The organism is Nonomuraea sp. NPDC003560 (genome assembly GCF_042878785.1).
Lineage (GTDB): Bacteria > Actinomycetota > Actinomycetes > Streptosporangiales > Streptosporangiaceae > Nonomuraea.
Genome location: NZ_JBIAOF010000009.1, coordinates 310,455 through 331,146 on the forward strand (window position 1 = coordinate 310,455; position 20,692 = coordinate 331,146).

A 20,692-nucleotide genomic window follows, 5' to 3' on the forward strand; every position below is an offset into this window, starting at 1 on the left:
GGGGGGGGTTGGGGCGGGGGGGGGGGGGGGCGGCGGGCGCGCGGGGGCGCGGGGGGGGGGGGGGGCGCCCGCCCCCCCCCCCCCCCCCCCCCCCCCCCCGCGCGTGCCGATGGTCGTACTGGCAAGTGTGCCTCGCACGGCCGTCCGTACGCGCGCATGCCGAAACCGGCCGCCCCCTGTGCCCGGGGGACGGCCGGTCAGGGGCGGCGGGTCAGCACACGATGAAGATGCTCTTCCAGCCGACGGGGGTGCGCTGCTCGGCGTTGCGGTTGGAGGCCAGTTCGAAGTGCATCACGCCGGAGGCGTTGGGCTGGTTGTACATGCGGCCGCTCTGGCCGTCGCCGTACCACTTGTAGGAGCCGTGGTAGGGGATGTTGGACACGCCGCAGGCGTCCAGGACGACCGAGCGGCCGGTGAAGCCGGGGCCTTCGTAGGCGACGTACTGGGAGGCGTACGCGGCGCCGGCCGAGGCGAGGACGAACCCGGCGGTGATCGCGGGGACGAGAAGGATCTTCTTCAACGTGTACTCCTTCGAGGGTTCCTGACGAATGCCCACGATGGGTAATCGTATGGCAACCCTTCGTACACGTCGAGGCGTTTTCGCTGATGGCGAGGGCGAGGGGCCGTCGAGGACGGTTCACGGCAGCGGTCCGGGCCGTCGAAAAAGCCGCTCACCGCCGCGCCTGCCGGCGGCGGTGAGCGGCTGGAAGCCGGCCCGAAAAAAGGAGGGGGAGCGGGGGAGCGGTCAGGACTTGGCGTGCAGGGCGCTGCCCTTCTTCCACTGCGAGAAGGGCAGCTGCCAGTAGCCCCAGCCGTTGTTCCACTCCAGCTCGCGGTTGGTGCCGGTGATCTCCACGACGTCGCCGCGCTGGAAGTTGTCGTAGAACCACTTGGCCTGGTCGGGGCGGGAGTTGATGCAGCCGTGGCTGACGTTGCGCACGCCCTGGGCCCAGACGTTGTCCTTGGCGTGGACGTACTCGCCGGAGTTGGAGATGCGCACGGCGTGGTTGATCATCACGTCGTAGTAGCCGGGGTCGCCCTTCTTGCGGCCGGGGGAGATCATGCGCACCGGGTTGCCGCGTTCCATCGTCAGGTGCACGCCGGAGGTCGTGGTGTACTCGCGGGTGGTGGCCATGCCGGCGCTGATGCGCATGGTCTGCACGCGCTTGTTGTCCTTGTAGACGTACATCATGTGGGTCTTGGTGTTGACCTTGCTGATGACCTTGGCGCCGATCTTGAGGCTGGCGGAGTAGTCCTTCACGCCGTACAGGCCCTTGCCGGCCTTGACGCCGGTGATGCGGGCGTTGAAGGTGACCTTCTGGTGGGCGGGCCAGTACTTGGCGGTGCGGTAGATGACGGTGGTGTCGTTGATCCACCGCCAGGCGCCGGTGACGGGCTTCTCGGCCTCCACCTCCAGGGCGCGCTCGACGGCCGCCTTGCCGGTGACGGGCTGGTTGAAGGTGACGATGATCGGGGCGCCGACGCCGAGGGTCTCGCCCTTGGCGTTGGGGGTGACGTCGGCGACCTGCAGCTCCCGCTCGGGCTTGACCGTGGTGAAGGTGCTGGTGGCGGCGGTGGCGCCGGCCTTGGCCGAGACGTTGTAATTGGTGGAGGGCTTCAGCGGCGTCCGGGAGACCCATTTGGTCTTGTCGGCGTTGAACCTGCCCTCGACCGTGTGGCCGCCGCCCTCGACGGTCACCTCCTCCAGCGCGCCGCCTGCGGCGGTGACCACGACCTTCTTGTCGGGGCTGACCTTGGCGCTGCCTTCGGCGGGGCTGATGGTGACGGTGGGCGCCTGCGGGGTGGCCACGGTGGTGGCGTCGGGCGCTTCCGGCCCGCGCGAGGCGGCGTTCCCGCTCGAGCAGGATGCCGTCAGGGCCGCGACCGCCAGCAGCGCGAGGCCGGCGGCAGACTTCGTCCATGCGGGCGCAACGTTCAAGACTGTCCTCTCCCCCAGGGCGGCAAACCCACCCCAAAGACTTTAATGCTCCTGCATGTATGACGCAGAAGCATTTAGGAGAGTTCGGTCACATTTGCATCACTAATTGCTGTCAACCCCAGGTCAACCTGCGTCAACGCGACGATCAACGCGCTTGCCCGTGGGGGTTCAGCGCCGCTCCAGGCGATGGGTCAGGCTCGTGTGCCGCCGTCCGGCGCCCTTGGTCCGTACGGCCTGGGCCAGCGCCCGCCGCGACCCCACGATCACCACCAGCCTCTTGGCCCGCGTGATCGCGGTGTAGAGCAGATTGCGCTGCAGCATCATCCACGCGCTGGTGGCCAGCGGGATCACCACCGCCGGATACTCGCTGCCCTGACTGCGGTGGATGGAGACGGCATAGGCGTGGGCCAGCTCGTCCAGTTCGTCGAAGGCGTAGTCGACCTCCTCGTCCTCGTCGGTGCGCACGGTCAGGCTGTGGTCGTCGGGACGGATGCCGGTGACGATCCCCACCGTGCCGTTGAACACCCCCGCCGCGCCCTTGTCGTAGTTGTTGCGCAACTGGGTGACCTTGTCGCCCACCCGGAACACCCGCCCGCCGTACCGGCGTTCGGGCATGCCCTCGCGGGCCGGCGTCAGCGCCTCCTGCAGCGCGATGTTCAGCGCCCCGGCCCCGGCCGCGCCGCGGTGCATCGGCGCCAGCACCTGCACCTCACGCCGGGCGTCCAGCCCGAATCTGGACGGGATGCGCCGCGCGACGACGTCCACCGTCATCGCCGCGATCTCCTCCGGCTCCTCGCACGGGAACAGAAAGAAGTCCGACATGCCGGCCAGCACCGGATGGTGCCCGGTGTTGACCCGGTGGGCGTTGGTCACCACCCCCGACTCCTGCGCCTGGCGGAAGATCTGCGTCAGGCGCACCCGCGGCACGTCCACGGCGGCCAGCAGATCCTTCAGCACCTCCCCGGCCCCCACCGAGGGAAGCTGGTCCACGTCGCCCACCAGCAGCAGATGCGTGCCGGGCGCCACCGCCTTGAGCAGCTTGTTGGCCAGCAGCAGGTCCAGCATCGAGGCCTCGTCCACCACCACCAGGTCGGCGTCCAGCGGGTTGTCACGGTCGAAGGTGGCCTCCCCGCCCGGCCTCAGCTGCAACAACCGGTGAACCGTGGTGGCCTCGTGCCCGGTCAGCTCCGACAACCTCTTGGCCGCCCGCCCGGTCGGCGCGGCCAGGATCACCTTGGCCCGCTTGGCCCTGGCCAGCGTCACGATCGACCGCACGGTGAAACTTTTGCCGCAGCCCGGCCCGCCCGTCAGCACCGCCACCTTGCACGTCAGCGCCAGCCGTACCGCCTGACGCTGCTCGGGCGCCAGCTCGGCGCCCGTCTGGGCCGCCAGCCACGACTCGGCCCGCTCCCAGTCGACGTCGGCGAAGGACCGCAGCCGGTCATGGCCGCTGTTCAGCAACGACAACAACCCGCCGGCCAGCGACAGCTCGGCCCGGTGGAAGGGCGGCAGATACACCGCCGGCACGCTGTTGTCCCCGGCCGGCACCTGCTCGCGCACCACCCCCTCCTCGGCCGCCAGCTCCTCCATGCACCGCGTGGCCAGCTCGGCCGGCACGTCGAGGATCTTGACCGCGTCGGCCACCAGGTTCGGCGCCGGCAGATAGCAGTGGCCGTCGTCGGCCGCCTGCGACAACGTGTACCGCAGCCCCGCCTTGACCCGCTCGGGACTGTCATGGGGGATCCCCACCGCCTGGGCGATCGTGTCGGCCGTCTTGAACCCGATGCCCCACACCTCATCGGCCAGCCGGTACGGCTGCCCGCGCACCACCGAGATCGACGACTCCCCGTACTGCTTGAAGATCCGCACCGCGATCGAGGTGGACACCCCGACCCCCTGCAGGAAGATCATCACCTCTTTGATGATCTTCTGCTCCTCCCACGCCGCCGCGATCATCTTCGTCCGCTTGGGACCCAGCCCCGGAACCTCCACCAGCCGCTGTGGCTCTTGCTCGATCACCTCCAGCGTCCCCGTACCGAAATGATCGACGATCCGCTCGGCCATCTTCGGACCGATCCCCTTGATCAGCCCCGACCCCAGATATCGCCGGATGCCCTGAACCGTGGCCGGCAACACGGTGGTGTAGGACCACACCTCGAACTGCCTGCCGTAGCGCGGATGCGACGTCCACCGCCCCCGCAACCGCAACGACTCCCCGACCTGCGCCCCGAGCAACGGCCCCACCACGGTCAGCAACTCCGCCCCCGACCGCTCGGTGGCCACCCGCGCGATCGTGTACCCCGTCTCCTCACTGGCGAAGGTGATGCGCTCAAGCACCGCATCGAGGGACACACCGAGCGAACCGTTGGCGTCAGGCTTCACGCAAACCCCTCTGTTGCCTGTTTTGAAGGCAAGGGTAGAGCAGCAGGAGAGCGACAAGCCGAAGACCGCATGGTCCCGCCGGCGGCGGCGCACGCGATCGACGAGATACCTGGCCGACCGCGCCGAGCGGGCCGGGGTGGCGGTGGCGGTGGCGGCGCTGACCGGCCCGCTGTTCGCGTCCGCCACGGGCCGGCGCCTCGACCGCAAGGACGTGTACGAGTCCGGCGTGTCGGTCGTCAGGCCGGGATCGAGGGGATGCACCCGCACAAGCTCGCCTCCTAGGCGAGCGTCGCGAAGATGTGCCGCACTACCAGGCGTCCCAGACGACCTTGTTCGAGTTGCTCATGTTGTAGATCACCACGTTGCCGTCGGCCTGGATGACGAGTTCACAAACCGCGCTGCCGCTGCACGTTGACCATGTGTTGGAGGCCCATCTGACGATAGGGGGATTGTAGGCGTAGACCACGAAGTTGCCGTCGGTCTGGAACTCGGCCCGATAACCACTGGGCTTCGTCAACGTTTCGGTGGTGTTGGCCGCCCAAACCGCTCTGCCGTTGTTGTAAAGCACGAGGTTACCGTCGGATTGCATGATCAGCTTCGCGGCGCCAGTCTGGCAGACCTCTTCCCCGCTCCTGAGGAGATTTCCGCCTCCTTCACTGATGTGCCAGTTATTGCCGACTTTCCTCGCAGCCCGGAACTGACACTTTGGGTCATAAGTAAAGGCGGCCGATGTGGCAGCCTGCACGGCGTGTGCCGGCGGTGTTGCGACCGCTAAGGTTGCGGAGAGGAGCAGGGCCGTGGTGCTGATGCGTGCGATTTCGAAGCGTGGCATGGTTGGTCTCCCCGTGACTGTTGCTTCCCCCCTAAGGGCTAATAGTCAGGGCTACGCTACGGCGTGCCGAGGAGATTCGTCCATGGCCAAATGTCGCAGCTTCTTGGCTGACGTGAGGGGTGACGTCGCCTCAGTTTCGTTCGACGCCTTTGGCATGTCGGGTTTCGAGCTGGTGGCGTCTCTCGCGGGGTCTCTCGCCTGCCCGGGCGCTCCGGCCGGTGCCATTTCGCCGCATCCAGCGAACTGGCGTTGCGTCTGGTCCACGACCGGCGGCGGCCGGCTACGACGACGAGGTGCTCTGGCTCGCGGCCGAGCTGCACTACCGGGCGGTGTTCATCGACGACCTCCTCGGCAAGGCCGGCATGACGGAAACCAGTGGACAGGCTCCTCGATGGCGAAGGCGAACCGTGACCGCCGAGCTGGTGCCGCACCCGAACGCCGATGTGGCCACGGGGCGGCGGCTCGACCGTCAGGCCGGGATGGAGCGGCCGCACCCGCACAAGCTGCGGCACACCTTCGCGACCGGAGCCGTCCTATCGCAACGTCGACGATGAGGGCAGCTCCTGCTGCTGCTGCTGCAGCGGCACGCCAGTGTCTCTTGCCCGGTGTGGTCTGTGGAAAGGGTTATGGGCACTGCTGGTGCCCGAGTAGCCTTCGCCAGCTCTTCGTCCATTATCCGGGAAATAGCGCGGGTGGGGACGTTTCGCCGATCGGCCCTGTACCCGTCGTTGCACTCCGCCCAGCGCCTCCGACCTGCCTCACCCGCGAAGAGACCTGAAACAAGCCGACGGATTTCCGAGTCATCCATCAGCCCGAAGTTGTGCATCGAGCGCCACTGCTCAAGCCAGAGGTTGACGAGGATGCGAAGCCGGAGGGGGAGGTCGTCTTCTGGGCCGTGCCACGGGACCCCTCCGCCTTGCACGAGCTTCGGGAGCCCTCCGCATGAGCGCCGCGACGCCTACGAGGCGTCATGGTCGGCGACGTCTTCCGCCATGGTCGTGCGCACGTCCGGCACCGCCCACGCCAACCTCCAGGTCCACCTGGACGGCAACGACACCTACTGGGTCACCAGCCGGATCGAGGGCGGCCAGCCCGGCACCTGGCACTGGCCGCCCCGCGCCCACCATCTCTCACCCCTCGGAGAACTGATCATGTGGTGGCACTCGACCGACTGCCTCAAGCGCGACGGCCGCCAGCGGCATGCTCGTCCACCGCGGGTTCCGGGCGCACCAGGTGCCGCGCCTCATGCTCTGGTGCCGGCTCCGTGGTCACAAGCCGGTGGTCGACGGGTACGGGCCGACGCCGCCCGGCACCGACGCGGCCCGCTGGGTGGTCTGTGATCGGTGCGGTGCCGCCCCGACCCGCAAGGCAGCCTCCACGTGCGGCACTTCGACGTTGGCCGGCCCTACAGCGGCAAGGTGTACACGCCCGAGTTCACCCAGACCATGCAGGCTCTCGGCTCGACAACGTGGGGGCCCGGTCCGTGGTCTGACCGGCCGACCGGCACTCTCGGCGGCGAGCTCGTCCTCGGCAAGACGTTCGGCGTCTTCTCCGCCCAGCTCACGATCGGCGCGGCCGGCGCCGAGCACACCGTGTCCGGGCACCTGAGGGTGTGGCCGCTCGGCGTGGTGGGCGCGCGAGAACCACTGGTCACGTGACGACCCGTGGTGGATGCACGGCCGGATCAGCCTCGACGGCGACATGCCAGTTGCTCACGTGGCCCGACATGGGCCAAAACGGTCGAGATCAACGCGAGTGCCGTGCCCCGAAGGTTCAGGGCACGGCAAGCGGCGTCAGCGGATCAGACCCGGTCGACTCAGTTGGGCGGCGTGATGTCGAAGAAGGGGCTGCAGTTGGCGGGCCAGGGCCGCGTCGCCATGGTGCCCGGAGGCGGGAAGACGGTGCACGTGCTCTGCGCTATGCGGGAGTGCGCGTTGAGGACAGTGACATGCACGGTCGTCCCCTCGTCGGGCGCAGCCAGAGTGATGTCGACCAGGCGGCCGAAGTTCCTGGGCAGCCGCGAGGACAGGTCGTGCCATCGTGGCGTCGTCCGCGGGTCCCTGATCAGTACCTTGTCCTCCCGAACGACCCCGACGAACTTGGTCGGCGGCCTCTCCTCGTCCTCGGGATCCCCCTGGAAGGCCGAGTCGATCGCGACAGCGTTGTCGTCGTCCATCCCGCCGGGGAAGGAGCGGTTCTTTGCTTTCACGACCTTGGCATCCGCGAGGCCGTGAACGCCGGCGACCGGTGTCGTGTGGACGCCGGCAAAGGCCGGCGCTGGAACTGAGAGAGCCGTGAGTGCGCTGGTTGCCGTAGCGGCTAGAGCAAACGCCAGCACGCGTGTGATGCCGAGTGGGTGCGAAGCGCGCCCGCTCTGGTATGGAGCCACGTGTTTCCCCTGTAGATGCCAGATTCGAACGAAAGGGGCCAATAGCTGCCCCTAAATGGTTGCAAATTTGAAAGTACCCCTTCGGCGAAGCGATAAAGCGCACACGTTTTCTGTGGAAGGTAAGGAGTTTCGAAAGACAAATAAAAAGCAATCGTTTCAGATATTTAGCAGCAAATAGGGGGAGGCGTGCATATTTGCGCACGATGATCCTGGACAGGGCGAGTGAGCTCCGGGGCTGCATGTACGGGTACAGACGCGACGGCCCGCCCCGGGCGGCGCACCCAGCCCACCGCGCACCCACGCCCGGCGCAGGCCCGCCAGGCAGGGGTCCGGCAGGTCGCTGCCGCCTGCTCGGCGGGCCGGGTTCGCCCTGGGCGGCCCCATCCACCCCGTCTCCGACCAGATGCCGTCTGCTCACCCTGGCGCTTGCACGAGTTCCTTTACTCCGCCTCGTGCCCGAGGGAAGGAGCCGTACGCGCGGGTGAAGCGGGGCCCCGGTCAGGCGACGTGACGGCGTCTACGGCCCGGAGTCGAAGGCCGTGTGCGCCAGCTACCAGGACAAGGTCGGTGCGACGCCGACCGGCGTCATCGACGAGACGACCTGGGATCTGACCTGGTCGTGGAGACCTGCGCAGTTGCCCGCTCGACTCCCGATGCCCCGAAGACGCCTAGAAGAGCACGACCCCCGTGAACGTGGTCAATATCAACCACGTGCCGAACAACTCCCAGCATCCGCCCTGCTCGAAGTGGGCACCTCCGCACAGCCTTGCCCAGCACCGGCGAGACACGGACGCAGCCGATGGCAGGGAAGAGCTCATGGCTCTTGACCAGGGGAGAGGCGCCTCACGACAGCAGGGTTCACCGCGCCGCGGAGTCGAGCCCCCTGCCGATCCGGGCGCCCAGCGAGCACAAAGCCTGCCTGAGTTCGGCCGGTTCGATGTGCGCGAGATCGGCGTCGAACGTGAGCAGCAGCCCCGCCAGCCCCGGCCATGACCACGCGCCGAGCGTGAGCCGGCACGTGCCCTCGCAGACGTACTCCACCGTCGACCCGCCAGGGGCGAACCGGGCAACCGTGGCAGCGGGCAGAGCCAGAACGGCCGAACCGCGACACGGCCATTCAGCGGCGGCATCCCCACGGTCGTGCGCCGTCATCACGAAGACGACAGGATCACCGTGCGGGACGTCACGCCGCTCGAAAGGGACGTGCGTGGGCGGGTGCGGCGTGCAACGGTCCACCCGCATCGCGCGCCACCGGCCGGCGTCCCGGTCGAAGGCGACCAGATACCAGCGCGCGGCCCACACCACCAGTTCATGCGGTTCCAACGTGAGCGTGACAGGCTCGCCGTCGCCGGTGTAGTCCACCCGCACGAGATGCCGCCGGTTGATCGCACCGCCCACGGCCGCGACGACCCCGGCCTCGATCGGCGGCGCGGGAAACTCCCAGTAGTTACGCGCCGAGGAAACGGTGAACGCCTCGGCCTGCAGACGGCCGCGCACCGGCATCGCCTGGTGCAGCGTCGCCAGAGCACGCGCCGCGTTCTCCCGGATACCGGACAGGACCGCCGGCACCGTCTGCAGCGCGACCGCCGTGGCCACCGCCTGATCCTCGTCGAAGACCACCGGCGGCAAACGGGCGCCACGACCGAGCCGATACCCTCCACCCGCCCCGCGGACGGCCTCGATCTCGTACCCGAGATCCCGCAACGTCTCGATGTCGCGACGCACGGTCCTCACCGACGCCCCGACCCGGCCGGCGAGCTCGCCGGCCGTCAGAGTCGCACCGATCCCGAAGATCGACAGCAGCTTGAGCGTACGCGCGGACGTGGCAGCCATGATTGCCCGATCTTCCCACCCAAAGCGGCCACTCGATGGCAACCATGCCGACAAAAGTGGCCGCCATGACCGACACACCCAGCCCACGAACCACCGAAGCGCCCCCCACACGCGACACCCGCACCCGCGCGACCACCGCGCTGCTGGTGGTCCTCCTCGGATCCTTCATGGACCTTCTCGACGCGACCATCGTCACCGTCGCAGCCCCCGCCATCGCCCACGACCTGGCCGCCGACGACACCCAGCTCCAATGGACGATCGCCGCCTACACCCTCACCCTGGGCACGGGCCTCATCACCGGCGGACGCCTCGGAGACCAGCACGGCCGCAAGCGCCTGTTCACCATCGGACTGACCGGCTTCATGACCACCTCGGCACTGTGCGCCCTGGCAACCGACCCCGGCATGCTCATCGCCATGCGAGCCGGGCAAGGACTGACCGCAGGAATCATGGTCCCGCAGGTGTTCGGCATCATCCGGGCCACCTTCCCCCCGGGCGAACACGCCAAGGCCTTCGGCGCCTACGGAGCAGTCCAAGGCCTCGCCGCGGTCGCCGGACCACTGCTGGGCGGCCTGCTCGTCGACGCCGACCTGCTCGGACTGGGCTGGCGCACCATCTTCTGGATCAACGTGCCCGTCTCCATCCTCGCCCTCGCCATCGGCGCCAAAGCCCTGCCGGAGTCCCGCTCCACCGCCACCGCCCGGCTGGACCTCACCGGCGCACTCCTGGCCGCCACCGGCATCCTCCTCCTGCTCCTGCCGATCATCCAGACCCAGACCTGGGGATGGACCTGGACCAGCTACGCCCTCCTCGCAGCCGGAACCCTCCTGCTCACGATCTTCCTCGCCCACGAACGCCGCCTCACCCGACGCGGCGACGAACCCGTCCTCGACCCCGCCCTGCTCAGAACCCGCGCCTTCACCGTCGGCCTGACCGCCTCCATGCTCTTCTTCGGCGGCATCGCACCGTCCTTCCTCACCCTGTCGGTCTACCTCCAGAACGCGACCGGCCGAACCGCATGGCAGACCGGCCTGGTGATCCTCCCGTACGCACTCGGCTCGATCGTCACCTCCGGCCTCGGCGTCGCCCTCGCCACCAAAGCAGGCAGAACGCTCCTCATCACCGGCTCACTCACCATCGCCGCATCCCAGCTCACCCTGTGGTCCATCGTCAAAGACGGCAACCAGCCCGGCTACTGGCCCCTCGCCCTCGCACTGCTCGCCGGCGGCCTCGGACTCGGCCTCGCCGCACCCATCCTCGTCAACGTCGTCCTGGCAGGCGTCCCCGGACGCAACGCAGGCGCCGCGAGCGGCGTCCTGTCCACCGTCAACCAGATCGGCGCCGCGGCCGGCATCGCCGTCCTCGGCACCATCTTCTTCACCACCGCCACCCCACCAGCCACCGCACCACCGGCCCCGCCCGCCTACAGTCACGCGCTCAGCATCGTCCTGATCGCCTCCACCGCGCTCTACCTCATCACCGCACTCGTGATGCTCGCACTCCCGAAAACCACAACCACGAACGCCCCATAGACACGACCCCGAGACGGGGGAGCGGGACCACACCACCAACCCGACCCCCGTCAGCACCCAACCCACCCACCACCCCTTACAGTGTCACCGGTGAAGATCAGAGAAGGCCGCCCCGGCGACGACGCCGTCCTCCTGACCATGTTCGACAGCGCCGTGCAATGGCTCGTCAGCCAGAACCGCACCGGCCAATGGGGCACCCGCCCCTTCACCGGCGACCCCCGCCGCACCCAGCAAGCCGCCGACTGGCTCGCCGGCGGCGGCATGCGCATCGCCGAGATCGACGACCAACCAGCCGGCTGCATCGTCGTCGGCGACGCCCTGCCCTACGTCACCCCCGCCACCGAACCCGAGCTCTACGTCCAGGTCCTCGTCATCGACCAACGCCACGCAGGACGATCCGTCGGACGACACCTCCTGCAATGGGCCCTGCAAGAAGCCCGCGACCGCGGCCTCGGACTCGTCCGCGTCGACTGCTACGCCGGCGACGACGAACGCCTCATCTCCTACTACGAAAGCTGCGGATTCACCCGCGACCAGCCCTTCACCGTAGGGGAGTGGCCCGGCATGATCCTCCGCCAACGCCCCTGACCCCAGGGATCACACCAGCGACAACTGAGCCGCCGACGGCCCCCGACCCACCGGCTCGGGCGCACCGCACCGCATCCCATAAACCCGGCACAACTGCGCGATCTGCCCCGTGATCCGCTGCTCATAGCCGGGGGAGGGGAACCCCGCCCGATCGTAGAGCTCCTCATAACGCTCCACCAGATGCGGATGCGCCCCAGCCAACCACCGCAAATACCACTGCCGCGTCCCCGGCGGCAACCGCAACACCACCGGCTCCACCGCCACCGCCCCCGCACCCGCGATCCGCCGCACCGTCGCCGTCAACTGATCAGCCGCATCACTCAGCAACGGCAACACCGGAGCCATCAACACCCGGCACTCCACCCCCGCCTCCACCAGCGCCGACACCAACTCCAACCGCGCCTGCGCCCCCACCGCACCCGGCTCCACCGCACGCCTGATCCGCTCGTCCACGAACGCGATCGACACCGCCACCCGCGCACCCGCCCGCGCCAGCACCTCCGCATCCCGCAACACCAACGCACTGCGCGTATACACCGTGAACGGCACCCCCGCCGCCCCCAGCGCCGCCACCACCCCCGGCATCAACCGATACCTCTCCTCAGCAGGCTGATAACCATCGCCCGCCACCCCCACCGCCAGCGGCTCGCCCTCCCACCGCCCCAACTCCGACCGCAACCGCTCCACCACATTCGCCCGGACCACGATCCGAGCATCGAAATCAGCCCCCGCATCCAACCCCAGCCTGCGATGACCCGCCCGCGCCCCACACCCCAAACACGCATGCGCACAACCCCGATAAGGCGAAACCGCCCACCGCTCGACGATGCCCGCACTCCCAGGCACCCGCTCGATCACCGTACGGGCCTGCGTCTCATAAAAACCGTCACGCACCACCGCGCGCCGCTCGATCAGCGGCCGCTCATCGACCGCCTCGACAAGCGCCAGCGCATCCCAACCCACCCAACCAGTGGAACACGCATTCGACTACCTTTTCAAGCGGAACCCGCAACACCCACACCCCGAAGGAACCCCATGGCCTGGATCCTGCTCGCCCTCGCCATCGCCTCCGAAGTCCTCGCCACCACCGCACTCAAACTCAGCAACGGCCTCACCCACATCGGCTGGACCATCGCCGTCGCCACCGGCTACATCACCTCCTTCGTCCTGCTCGCCCGCGCCCTCAAACTCCAACTCGACATGGGCACCGCCTACGCCATCTGGTCCGGCGCCGGCACCGCCGCCATCGCCCTCATCGGCGCCACCCTCATGGGCGAAACCCTCACCCCCCTCAAGATCAGCGGCATCCTCCTCATCATCGGCGGCGTCATCGTCCTCAACCTCGCCGGCAGCCACTGAACCCCACCAAAAACGCATTGAACACCCCCCACCCCCTCCCTACACTGCCCCCGTGCTCACACCCGAATACCCCCTCACCACCCCCCGCCTCCGCCTACGCCCCTTCACCCCCGACGACCTCGACGCCCTCCACGCCTACGAATCCCGCCCCGACGTCACCCGCTACCTCTACTGGGAACCCCGCGACCGCCAAACCACCCGCACCTCCCTCGACAAAAAAATCACCCGCCACACCCTCCACGACGAAGGCGACGCCCTCGACCTCGCCATCACCCTGCGCACCACCGGCCAACTCATCGGCAACGCCCTGCTCATCTGGACCAGCACACAACACCGCCAAGGCGAAATCGGCTACGTCCTGCACCCCGACCACCACGGCCACGGCTACGCCCCCGAAGCCACCCGCCCCCTCATCCACCTCGGCTTCACCCAACTCGGCCTCCACCGCATCACCGGCCGCCTCGACGCCCGCAACAAAGCCTCAGCCCGCGTCCTGGAAAAACTCGGCATGCGCCACGAAGCCACCCTCATCGACAATGAAATCGTCAAAGGCGAATGGACCAGCGAAACCATCTACGCCATCCTCGAAACCGAATGGACCCCATGACCGTCCTCCACCACCTCGCCCTGCAAACCGACTGGCAACACGCCCAGCAAACAGGGGAGTACCGCATCTCCACCCTCGGCCACACCCTCGACGACATCGGCTTCATCCACCTCAGCCACGACCACACCCAACTCCGCACCGTCCACGACACCTACTACACCGCCGTCACCCAACCCCTCCTCGTCCTCGACATCGACCCCACCGGCCTCGACATCCGCACCGAGAACGGCTACCCCCACCTCTACGGCCCCCTCCCCGTCACCGCCGTCACCGCCACCCACCCCTACGCCCCCTGACCACCCGTCCACCCCATCGCCCGCAACAACCGCAACACATGCGGCGGCGTCCCCACCAACTGCGTACGCCCCGCCCGGCACGACACCACCAGCAACCGCGCCCCCTCCACCCCCAGAAAATCCAGCCCGCTCACATCCACCACCAGCGACTCGTCGATCCGCCGCGCCCGCCCCAACGTCTCGGCCAGCGCCACCTGATTCGTCGCGTCCACCTCGCCCACCAACCGGATGATCGACGGACCCGGCATCGGGCAGCACGTGATGCGCAACTGGTGATCGACATAGAGCAGATGGGGGAGGGACGCACACCCGAGGGGGTCCGGGGTATTCACGACAAAGCCGCCATTCCCGGGCTCACACATGCCCGGTGTCGGAAGGGGGGAGTGGACCGTGGACCGTGCGGCCGGTGACGTACGCCGGGACCGCCGACCCCCCTGGACCAAGGCGGCCTCGCCGAGGCCGGAGGGGTTTCACGCCCCCTATTCACACACCCGCACCCCGACAGCATAGAGCAGCCGTCCGACCGCCGTGCGTAATCACCGGGATCTCCAGAGCCCCAAGAGCAGCCCTTTTGCGGACGAATTACCCAAACCACACAGAATCCACGTTCTGTACGGTATGAGCAGTTTGTCCGGCTAGAGGCGGTTCACGAATCGGGAGGCGGCACGCTGGCTCATGCCGGTCTCGCCGCGCACCAAAAAGACGGCTTCCTGGATCTGACCGAGGGCCTTCAGCTCCCGGGCCTGGTCCACCAGGTCGACGCTGGGGTTGGGGCGATTGCGGGGGCTCTTGGTGAACCGTACGGCCAGAATGATCAGCCAGATGACGGCGGCGACGATGACCGCGGTGAGTGCGACGAGGCCGGCCGTCGAGGCGGCCAGAGCCGGCGGGGCGGCGAGGAACTGGCTGGACGTCAGGCTGGGCATGGTGGAAATCTGCCCGGCGGGTGACTGTTCATGCGGGATGTTTTTGCTGCGTCGTGGCGTTGGCTGGTTGCTCGATAATGAACATTATGTCAAGTAGAGCGGATCGAGGGCCTCCTCCGCGCTTCCGGTCGCGGGTGGGGTGTGCCGTCGCGGTGGTGGTCGGCTGCGTTCGGCGGCTGTGTGGTCGAACTCGGGCGCGATCGCTGTCGTGCTTCCCGCCGGGGGGCTGTGCGTACGGGGCGGCTGGGCGACCCGCGTCTGGCGCCTGAGGCTTGGCGGCGCGGCGGTTCGGCCTCCCCTTTGCGGATGAGGCCGATGGGCGGTTGTGTCGGCGGCGCTACCTTTTGGTGGTTGTCCAGCGTTGGTTCGTAGCGCTACTCCCCCGTGCAGGGTGGTGGGGGCGGTGATCGTCTAGCCTTTCGTGCGGCATGGTCGTCGTCTGGGGTGTGGTGATCGGGATGAGCACGGTGTGGTTGTTCACGGGTGACAGCGTGACTCAGGGGGCGTTGCACACGTTCGGGTGGCGTGACTACACGCAGTTGTTCGCCGAGCGGGTGCGGTTCGAGCTGAACCGGCCGTCCGATGTGGTGATCAACACCGGGGTGAGTGGTCAGAAGGTCTCTCAGCTCGATGTGGAGAACGCGGTGTTGCGTCATCGGCCTGATGTGGTGGTGCTGATGTTCGGGCTGAACGACTGTGTGGCCGGGCCGGCGGGTCTTGCGGCTTTTGCCCGTGACTATGCCGCTGTGGTTTCCCGGGTGCGGGAGGCGGGGGCGACGGTGGTGCTTCAGACGCCGAATCGGGCGCCGGAGTCCGGCTGGGCGGATCTGCCGGCTTATGCCGAGGTGGTGCGCTCGCTGGAGGCGGATGTGTTGGTGGATCATCATGCGGCCTGGGACGGTGGCGAGCATTGGATGGGGTCCGGGTGTCATCCCAATGAGTACGGGCATCGGGCGTTGGCGAGGAATCTGCTGCGGGCGCTTGGCCTGTGGGAGCCGGTGGGGGTGAGTGGGTCTTTGTTCATCCCGTGAGGGGCGCCGGGGTGGTGGGGCCCGCGCGTGGCGGTTGGGCGTTTGTCAGGACGGGATGGGTGGGCATTCGAGGACTTCGATCGAGTTGCCGGGCATCAGGGCGATGTGAGGGTGGTCGCTGAAGAGCTGTGCCGCGTCTTCGTGGGTGTGGGCCTCCACGATCGCGTATCCGGTCTTGGCGTCGGTGAAGTCCTTGATGCCGTGGGTCGTCACCAGTTTTTTGTGGAAGAGGGGCGCTCCGGGGTCGATCAGGGCGTGCTCGTTCTTCTGGGCCCATGCCGCCCATGCGTGTATGAACTCGTTCTGCTGCTGCTCGGTGAGTTCGGCCTTGTCGGTGTTGTCGGCGGCGCCGTTGAGGAGGGCGAGGAACTTGGCCATGGGCGGAGGGTAGCCCACGGGCAGGGAGAGGTGGGCTAGGTGCGCGGTTGTTCCTGGTTGATGCGGTTGAGCAAGGGCTGGCTCGTCATCGGTGGTTCCCTGGGGTTGCTTGTGGGGTTGGTGGGAAGTTTTTTCGGGTGTTTCCGCCTTCATTGTGATCTTGGCGGGTGAATTGGGAATGGGGGTGTGATCTGGGGTTTTGTGGGTGGTGGGGTGGTGTGGCGGGGTTCTCCTGGGGGCTGACGGGGGCTTTGACGGCGTGTTGATTCACTGTCTTTGTCATGTTCGGTGGTTTTAGGGTAGAGCTCCTGCTATTCGCTCAGCGAGAGGAGCAGCACGTGGGGAACCAGTCGGTTTTATGTCCGGTGTGTCAGGGGGTTCTGCCTGCTTCCGACAGGGAGGCGTACACCCCGCTGCGGGGGCGGTTGATCCTGACGAACGGGTATTGCGGGGGTGGGCACGCCGAGCGGCGTGCGGAGGTGGCGGAGGTTGAGGAGACGCGGCAGGTGGCGCGTCCGTTGCCGGTGCCTGGGGTGGTGGCGCCGGTGCCGATGGGGCGGCGCTGATTTTTCTGCTTATCGGTGGCCTGGGGTGGTGTGCCAGTAGTCGCGGGTCTGTATGGCCAGGCCGTCGGGGTTGAAGCGGGCGAAGACGCAGCCCGCGAGGGTGACGGGGTGGCCGTTGTCGAGGGCGTGGACCCGGTATTCGATGGCGGCCTGGTCGCCGTCGACGATGGGGGTGGTGAAGGTGACGTGGGGGTCGCTTTCGCCGGTGAAGGATTGCCGGATGTAGTCGGCGATGGCGTCTTTTCCGTGGTGGGGTGGGCGGAAGGGCATGCTGGTGTGGGTGGCGTCGTCGCTGTAGAGGGCGATGATGGCGGTGGTGTCGTGGTGGGTCCAGCCGTGTTGCCAGGTGTCGGCGAAGTGCTGGGCGGCGGCGCGGGTGTCCATGTGATCCATTGTGGGGCGGGTTGTCCCTTGCGGCGGGTTTCGGGTGGGGGTGCTGGCCGGGGTTGAGGTGTCTCCCCCGCCAGGATTTTTCCGGGCATATCAGGGCAATTTGGCTGCTCAGCCCGGCTGTCTGCGGTGATTTGTCAGCATCGGTGGAAGATTCGTGTCAACATCTAGAGATGCCTGGGCCTTATGGGACTGCCGTTAATGCCGGTACTGGTGGTGTTCGTCCGCTCGCGATCGGTTGACGCCTCTCCCCTGCCCGCTGCCCTTGACGTCTCGGTGAAGGAAGTTCCGCGTTGCGCATCCTGCTCCTGTGTTCCTCGTTCAACGGCCTGACCCAGCGTGCCTGGCTGGAGCTGCGGCGGGCCGGCCATGATGTGAGCGTCGAGCTGGCGATCTCCGAGCGGGTCATGGTGGAGGCGGCCGAGCTGGTCAAGCCGGACCTGGTCATCTGCCCGTTCCTGAAGGAGCGGGTGCCGGAGGCGTTGTGGCGCGGGCACCGTACGGTGATCATCCATCCGGGGCCGCCCGGGGACCGGGGGCCGTCCTCGCTGGACTGGGCGATCGCCGAAGGCGAGCGCGCGTGGGGGGTGACGGCGCTGCAGGCGGTGGAGGAGATGGACGCCGGCCCCATCTGGGGGTGGCGGACGTTCCCGATGCCGTCGGAGCCGCCGCGCAAGTCGGCGCTGTACAACGGGCCGGTGGCCGACGCGGCGGTGGAGCTGGTGGCCGAGGTCGCGGGCAAGGCGGCTGATCCGTTGTTCGCGCCGGCGCCGTTGGACTACCGCTCCCCCGAGGTGACGGGGCGGCTGCGGCGGCCGATGCGGCACGCCGACCGGGAGTTCTCCTGGGAGCAGCCGGCCGAGGAGATCGTGCGGCTGGTGCGGGCGGCTGACGGGGCGCCGGGCGGCCGGGCCCGGTTGTGCGGGTTGCCGGTGCGGGTGTTCGACGTGCACCGGGGTCCCGATCTGGCCGGGGCGCCGGGGGCGGTGGCGGCCCGGCGTGAGGGTGCGGTGCTGGTGCACACCGGTCAGGGGACCGTGTGGGTGGGCCACCTGCGCCTGGAGGCGGGCGCAGAGCCGGGCTCTCAGGCGGGCTCTCAGGTGAGCGGGGTGAAGCTGCCGGCGACGATGGTGCTGGGTGAGCGGCTGGCGGGTGTGGGTGAGCGGGCCGGCTACAGCGAGATCACCTACGAGCGCGGCGAGGAGGTCGGGGTGGTGAGCTTCGACTTCTACAACGGCGCGATGTCCACCGACCAGTGCCGGCGGCTGGCGGCGGCGTTGCGGTACGCGGCGGCGCAGGACACGCGGGTGCTGGTGGTGCGCGGTGGCGAGGTGTTCTCCAACGGCATCCACCTGAACGTGATCGAGGCGGCGCGTCATCCGGAGCTGGAGGCGTGGATGAACATCAACGCGATCAACGCGGTGTGCCGGGAGATCGTGGCGTGCACGTCGCAGCTGGTGGTGACGTCGATCGCGGGGAACGCGGGGGCGGGCGGGGTGATGATGGGGCTGGGCGCCGACCGGGTGATCGTGCGGGAGCCGGTGGTGCTCAATCCGCATTACCGGACGATGGGGTTGTTCGGCAGTGAGTTCTGGACGTACGTGCTGCCGCGGCGGGTGGGGGCGCAGGCGGCGGCGGAGCTGACCGGGCGGGCGTTGCCGGTGGGGGCCGCCGAGGCGGTGGAGCTGGGGCTGGCCGATCGGGTGGCGGGCGGGTCGCGGCAGGAGTTCGAGCGGCGGGTGGTGGACTTCGCGCACCGGCTGGCCCAGGACTCCTCCTACGAGGCGTTGCTGGCGGCGCGGCGGCAGGCGCGGGAGGCCGACGAGCGGCGCAAGCCGCTGGACGCCTACCGGGCCGAGGAGCTGGCGGAGATGAGCCGGGACATGTTCGACGACCGCAACGGGTTCCGGGAGGCGCGCCGGGCGTTCGTGGGCAAGGCGCGGGCGCAGGCCACTCCCCCGCATCTGGCGGGTCATCGGGAGCTGTCCGGCGCGTCGGGACCCGGGGTCGCGGTGGCATCTCATATGTGAGATATGGTCGTGTGTTGTGGCAGATGATTACCTTGTGCGGATCGGCCGGCTCATCCGGGATGCGCGTCAGCATCGCGGTTGGACGCAGCTTCAGCTGGCCGATGCGCTGGCGACGAGTCAGAGCGCGGTCAACCGGATCGAGCGCGGCAACCAGAACATCAGTCTTGAGATGATCGCCCGGATCGGGGAGGCGCTCGACAGCGAGATCGTGTCCCTGGGGTATGCCGGTCCGATGCATCTGCGGGTGGTGGGCGGGCGCCGGCTGTCGGGCAGCATCGACGTCAAGACGTCCAAGAACGCCTGTGTGGCGTTGTTGTGCGCGTCGCTGCTGAACAACGGCCGCACGATCTTGCGCAAGGTGGCGCGGATCGAGGAGGTCTACCGGATCCTGGAGGTGCTGGCCTCGATCGGGGTGCGGGCGCGGTGGATCAACGAGGGCAGCGACCTGGAGATCGTGCCGCCGGCCCGGCTGGAGCTGGAGGCGATGGACACCGAGGCGGCCCGCCGGACCCGCAGCGTGATCATGTTCCTGGGGCCGTTGATGCACCGTACGGGGGAATTCCAGATCCCGTACGCGGGCGGCTGCGACCTGGGCACGCGTACCGTCCAGCCGCACATGTCGGCGCTGAAGCACTTCGGGCTGGACATCACCGCGACGGGCGGTTTCTACCACGCCAAGGTGGACGGCGGCGCGGCCCCGGCGCGGCCGATCGTGCTGACCGAGCGCGGCGACACGGTGACGGAGAACGCGCTGCTGGCCGCGGCCCGGCATCCGGGGGTGACGGTGATCCGCAACGCCTCCTCCAACTACATGGTGCAGGACCTGTGCTTCTTCCTGGAGCAGCTCGGCGTGCGGGTGGAGGGCATCGGCACCACGACGCTGACGGTGCACGGGCTGGCCTCCATCGAACGTGACGTCGACTACTCCCCCTCCGAGGACCCGGTGGAGGCGATGAGCCTGCTGGCGGCCGCGGTGGTGACCAGTTCGGAGCTGACGATCTGCCGGGTGCCGGTGGAGTTCCTGGAGATCGAGCTGGCGGTTCTGGAGGAGATGGGGCTCGACTGCGACCGCACGGGCGAGTACTGGGCGGCCAACGGGCGTACCCGGCTGGTGGACCTGACGGTGCGGCCCTCCAAGCTGGTCTCCCCCATCGACAAGATCCACCCGATGCCGTTCCCGGGGCTGAACATCGACAACGTGCCGTTCTTCGCCGCGATCGCGGCCGCGGCGCAGGGCTCGACGCTGATCCACGACTGGGTCTACGACAACCGGGCGATCTACCTGACCGAGCTGACCCGGCTGGGCGCCTCGGTCAAGCTGCTGGACCCGCACCGGGTGCTGGTGGAGGGGCCCACGCGGTGGCGCAGCGCCGAGATGATGTGCCCGCCGGCGCTGCGCCCGGCGGTGGTGGTGCTGCTGGCCATGATGGCGGCCGAGGGCACGTCGGTGCTGCGCAACGTGTACGTGATCAACCGCGGCTACGAGGACCTGGCCGAGCGGCTGAACGCGCTGGGCGCGCGCATCGAGACCTTCCGCGACATCTGATTTTCGTCGGTGGCGGCCGCTACCGTCTCCTCTGCAAGCTGCATCCCTGCGCGCGGCGTCGTCCGCGG

23 protein-coding genes are annotated in these 20,692 nt (G+C 68.4%); 11 read left to right on the forward strand and 12 right to left on the reverse strand.

Translation table 11 applies throughout. The features are described from left to right. Positions 1–211: 211 nt before the first annotated feature. From ACFYUV_RS32685 to ACFYUV_RS32700, 4 genes are all read right to left on the reverse strand, one after another. Positions 212–520: a MiAMP1 family antimicrobial peptide gene (locus ACFYUV_RS32685; RefSeq protein ID WP_352329610.1), complete on the reverse strand. Its 309-nt coding sequence runs from the start codon at positions 518–520 to the stop codon at positions 212–214. Positions 521–745: 225 nt separating this feature from the next. Then, positions 746–1,939, reverse strand: coding sequence for an Ig-like domain-containing protein (locus tag ACFYUV_RS32690; protein ID WP_387675188.1), 1,194 nt, complete (start codon positions 1,937–1,939; stop codon positions 746–748). 168 nt (positions 1,940–2,107) lie between these two features. Continuing rightward, a complete protein-coding gene (locus tag ACFYUV_RS32695) occupies positions 2,108–4,321 on the reverse strand; it encodes an ATP-dependent RecD-like DNA helicase (protein ID WP_387675191.1) in 2,214 nt (737 codons plus the stop codon). 307 nt (positions 4,322–4,628) lie between these two features. Next, entirely contained in the window at positions 4,629–5,153 is a 525-nt protein-coding gene (locus ACFYUV_RS32700; RefSeq protein WP_387675194.1) for a hypothetical protein, read from the reverse strand. 293 nt (positions 5,154–5,446) lie between these two features. Here ACFYUV_RS32700 and ACFYUV_RS32705 point away from each other — a divergent pair, with 293 nt between their 5' ends. Further along, positions 5,447–5,707, forward strand: a complete 261-nt coding sequence (locus tag ACFYUV_RS32705) for a hypothetical protein (protein ID WP_387675595.1) — start codon at positions 5,447–5,449, stop codon at positions 5,705–5,707. Here the strand turns inward: ACFYUV_RS32705 and ACFYUV_RS32710 are convergent. Next, on the reverse strand, positions 5,623–6,075 hold the full coding sequence (locus tag ACFYUV_RS32710) for a DUF6082 family protein (RefSeq protein ID WP_387675197.1): 453 nt from the start codon (positions 6,073–6,075) through the stop codon (positions 5,623–5,625). The two genes, ACFYUV_RS32705 and ACFYUV_RS32710, sit on opposite strands and share 85 nt — an antisense overlap. 70 nt (positions 6,076–6,145) lie before the next feature. On the opposite strand from ACFYUV_RS32710, the gene ACFYUV_RS32715 reads away from it, so the two are divergent. Together ACFYUV_RS32715 and ACFYUV_RS32720 are read left to right on the forward strand one after the other, a co-directional pair. Then, complete coding sequence (locus ACFYUV_RS32715) at positions 6,146–6,493, forward strand: hypothetical protein (protein ID WP_387675200.1); 348 nt, start codon at positions 6,146–6,148, stop codon at positions 6,491–6,493. Positions 6,494–6,532: 39 nt separating this feature from the next. After that, on the forward strand, positions 6,533–6,811 hold the full coding sequence (locus tag ACFYUV_RS32720) for a hypothetical protein (protein ID WP_387675202.1): 279 nt from the start codon (positions 6,533–6,535) through the stop codon (positions 6,809–6,811). Between the two features lie 158 nt (positions 6,812–6,969). On the opposite strand, the gene ACFYUV_RS32725 is transcribed toward ACFYUV_RS32720, so the two are convergent. Beyond that, complete coding sequence (locus tag ACFYUV_RS32725) at positions 6,970–7,491, reverse strand: hypothetical protein (RefSeq protein WP_387675205.1); 522 nt, start codon at positions 7,489–7,491, stop codon at positions 6,970–6,972. A gap of 909 nt (positions 7,492–8,400) precedes the next feature. Beyond that, on the reverse strand, positions 8,401–9,375 hold the full coding sequence (locus ACFYUV_RS32730; RefSeq protein ID WP_387675208.1) for a helix-turn-helix transcriptional regulator: 975 nt from the start codon (positions 9,373–9,375) through the stop codon (positions 8,401–8,403). Between the two features lie 65 nt (positions 9,376–9,440). Here ACFYUV_RS32730 and ACFYUV_RS32735 point away from each other — a divergent pair, with 65 nt between their 5' ends. Next, on the forward strand, positions 9,441–10,907 hold the full coding sequence (locus ACFYUV_RS32735; protein WP_387675211.1) for an MFS transporter: 1,467 nt from the start codon (positions 9,441–9,443) through the stop codon (positions 10,905–10,907). A 90-nt stretch (positions 10,908–10,997) separates the two neighbouring features. Next, positions 10,998–11,495, forward strand: coding sequence for a GNAT family N-acetyltransferase (locus ACFYUV_RS32740; protein ID WP_387675214.1), 498 nt, complete (start codon positions 10,998–11,000; stop codon positions 11,493–11,495). A gap of 9 nt (positions 11,496–11,504) precedes the next feature. On the opposite strand, the gene ACFYUV_RS32745 is transcribed toward ACFYUV_RS32740, so the two are convergent. After that, positions 11,505–12,458, reverse strand: a complete 954-nt coding sequence (locus tag ACFYUV_RS32745) for a radical SAM protein (RefSeq protein WP_387675217.1) — start codon at positions 12,456–12,458, stop codon at positions 11,505–11,507. Between the two features lie 72 nt (positions 12,459–12,530). Here ACFYUV_RS32745 and ACFYUV_RS32750 point away from each other — a divergent pair, with 72 nt between their 5' ends. From ACFYUV_RS32750 to ACFYUV_RS32760, 3 genes are read left to right on the forward strand one after another with little or no spacing between them, the layout of a single operon-like run. Next, positions 12,531–12,854, forward strand: coding sequence for a multidrug efflux SMR transporter (locus ACFYUV_RS32750; RefSeq protein WP_358286711.1), 324 nt, complete (start codon positions 12,531–12,533; stop codon positions 12,852–12,854). Between the two features lie 52 nt (positions 12,855–12,906). Then, positions 12,907–13,461 carry a GNAT family N-acetyltransferase gene (locus ACFYUV_RS32755; protein WP_387675221.1) on the forward strand — a complete coding sequence of 185 codons (555 nt, stop codon included), beginning with the start codon at positions 12,907–12,909 and terminating at the stop codon, positions 13,459–13,461. Beyond that, complete coding sequence (locus ACFYUV_RS32760; protein ID WP_387675224.1) at positions 13,458–13,757, forward strand: DUF952 domain-containing protein; 300 nt, start codon at positions 13,458–13,460, stop codon at positions 13,755–13,757. The genes ACFYUV_RS32755 and ACFYUV_RS32760 overlap by 4 nt, the downstream gene beginning before the upstream one ends. Here the strand turns inward: ACFYUV_RS32760 and ACFYUV_RS32765 are convergent. Beyond that, entirely contained in the window at positions 13,745–14,119 is a 375-nt protein-coding gene (locus tag ACFYUV_RS32765; RefSeq protein ID WP_387675227.1) for an STAS domain-containing protein, read from the reverse strand. The two genes, ACFYUV_RS32760 and ACFYUV_RS32765, sit on opposite strands and share 13 nt — an antisense overlap. Positions 14,120–14,392: 273 nt before the next feature. Next, entirely contained in the window at positions 14,393–14,683 is a 291-nt protein-coding gene (locus ACFYUV_RS32770; RefSeq protein ID WP_364335639.1) for a hypothetical protein, read from the reverse strand. Positions 14,684–15,111: 428 nt separating this feature from the next. Between ACFYUV_RS32770 and ACFYUV_RS32775 the strand changes: the two genes are divergently transcribed. Then, the gene (locus tag ACFYUV_RS32775; protein ID WP_387675230.1) at positions 15,112–15,714 is read left to right on the forward strand and encodes an SGNH/GDSL hydrolase family protein; all 603 of its coding nucleotides are present in this window, start codon (positions 15,112–15,114) and stop codon (positions 15,712–15,714) included. A gap of 45 nt (positions 15,715–15,759) precedes the next feature. Here the strand turns inward: ACFYUV_RS32775 and ACFYUV_RS32780 are convergent, their stop codons facing one another. Next, entirely contained in the window at positions 15,760–16,092 is a 333-nt protein-coding gene (locus ACFYUV_RS32780) for a hypothetical protein (RefSeq protein WP_387675233.1), read from the reverse strand. Positions 16,093–16,667: 575 nt separating this feature from the next. Beyond that, positions 16,668–17,042 (reverse strand): nuclear transport factor 2 family protein, encoded by a 375-nt coding sequence (locus tag ACFYUV_RS32785; protein WP_387675235.1) that lies wholly within the window; start codon positions 17,040–17,042, stop codon positions 16,668–16,670. Positions 17,043–17,341: 299 nt separating this feature from the next. Here ACFYUV_RS32785 and ACFYUV_RS32790 point away from each other — a divergent pair, with 299 nt between their 5' ends. Further along, positions 17,342–19,078 carry an enoyl-CoA hydratase-related protein gene (locus tag ACFYUV_RS32790; RefSeq protein ID WP_387675238.1) on the forward strand — a complete coding sequence of 579 codons (1,737 nt, stop codon included), beginning with the start codon at positions 17,342–17,344 and terminating at the stop codon, positions 19,076–19,078. A 16-nt stretch (positions 19,079–19,094) separates the two neighbouring features. Continuing rightward, complete coding sequence (locus ACFYUV_RS32795) at positions 19,095–20,624, forward strand: UDP-N-acetylglucosamine 1-carboxyvinyltransferase (RefSeq protein WP_352326032.1); 1,530 nt, start codon at positions 19,095–19,097, stop codon at positions 20,622–20,624. The last annotated feature ends 68 nt before the right edge of the window (positions 20,625–20,692 follow it).

Bases quoted from the DNA above. Each gene is read 5' to 3' on its own strand.
- ACFYUV_RS32700 (WP_387675194.1), bottom strand. From the start codon at position 5,153: ATGCCACGCTTCGAAATCGCACGCATCAGCACCACGGCCCTGCTCCTC.
- ACFYUV_RS32715 (WP_387675200.1), top strand. From the start codon at position 6,146: ATGGTCGTGCGCACGTCCGGCACCGCCCACGCCAACCTCCAGGTCCAC.
- ACFYUV_RS32730 (WP_387675208.1), bottom strand. From the start codon at position 9,375: ATGGCTGCCACGTCCGCGCGTACGCTCAAGCTGCTGTCGATCTTCGGG.
- ACFYUV_RS32735 (WP_387675211.1), top strand. From the start codon at position 9,441: ATGACCGACACACCCAGCCCACGAACCACCGAAGCGCCCCCCACACGC.
- ACFYUV_RS32750 (WP_358286711.1), top strand. From the start codon at position 12,531: ATGGCCTGGATCCTGCTCGCCCTCGCCATCGCCTCCGAAGTCCTCGCC.
- ACFYUV_RS32760 (WP_387675224.1), top strand. From the start codon at position 13,458: ATGACCGTCCTCCACCACCTCGCCCTGCAAACCGACTGGCAACACGCC.
- ACFYUV_RS32765 (WP_387675227.1), bottom strand. From the start codon at position 14,119: ATGTGTGAGCCCGGGAATGGCGGCTTTGTCGTGAATACCCCGGACCCC.
- ACFYUV_RS32770 (WP_364335639.1), bottom strand. From the start codon at position 14,683: ATGCCCAGCCTGACGTCCAGCCAGTTCCTCGCCGCCCCGCCGGCTCTG.
- ACFYUV_RS32775 (WP_387675230.1), top strand. From the start codon at position 15,112: ATGGTCGTCGTCTGGGGTGTGGTGATCGGGATGAGCACGGTGTGGTTG.
- ACFYUV_RS32780 (WP_387675233.1), bottom strand. From the start codon at position 16,092: ATGGCCAAGTTCCTCGCCCTCCTCAACGGCGCCGCCGACAACACCGAC.
- ACFYUV_RS32785 (WP_387675235.1), bottom strand. From the start codon at position 17,042: ATGGACACCCGCGCCGCCGCCCAGCACTTCGCCGACACCTGGCAACAC.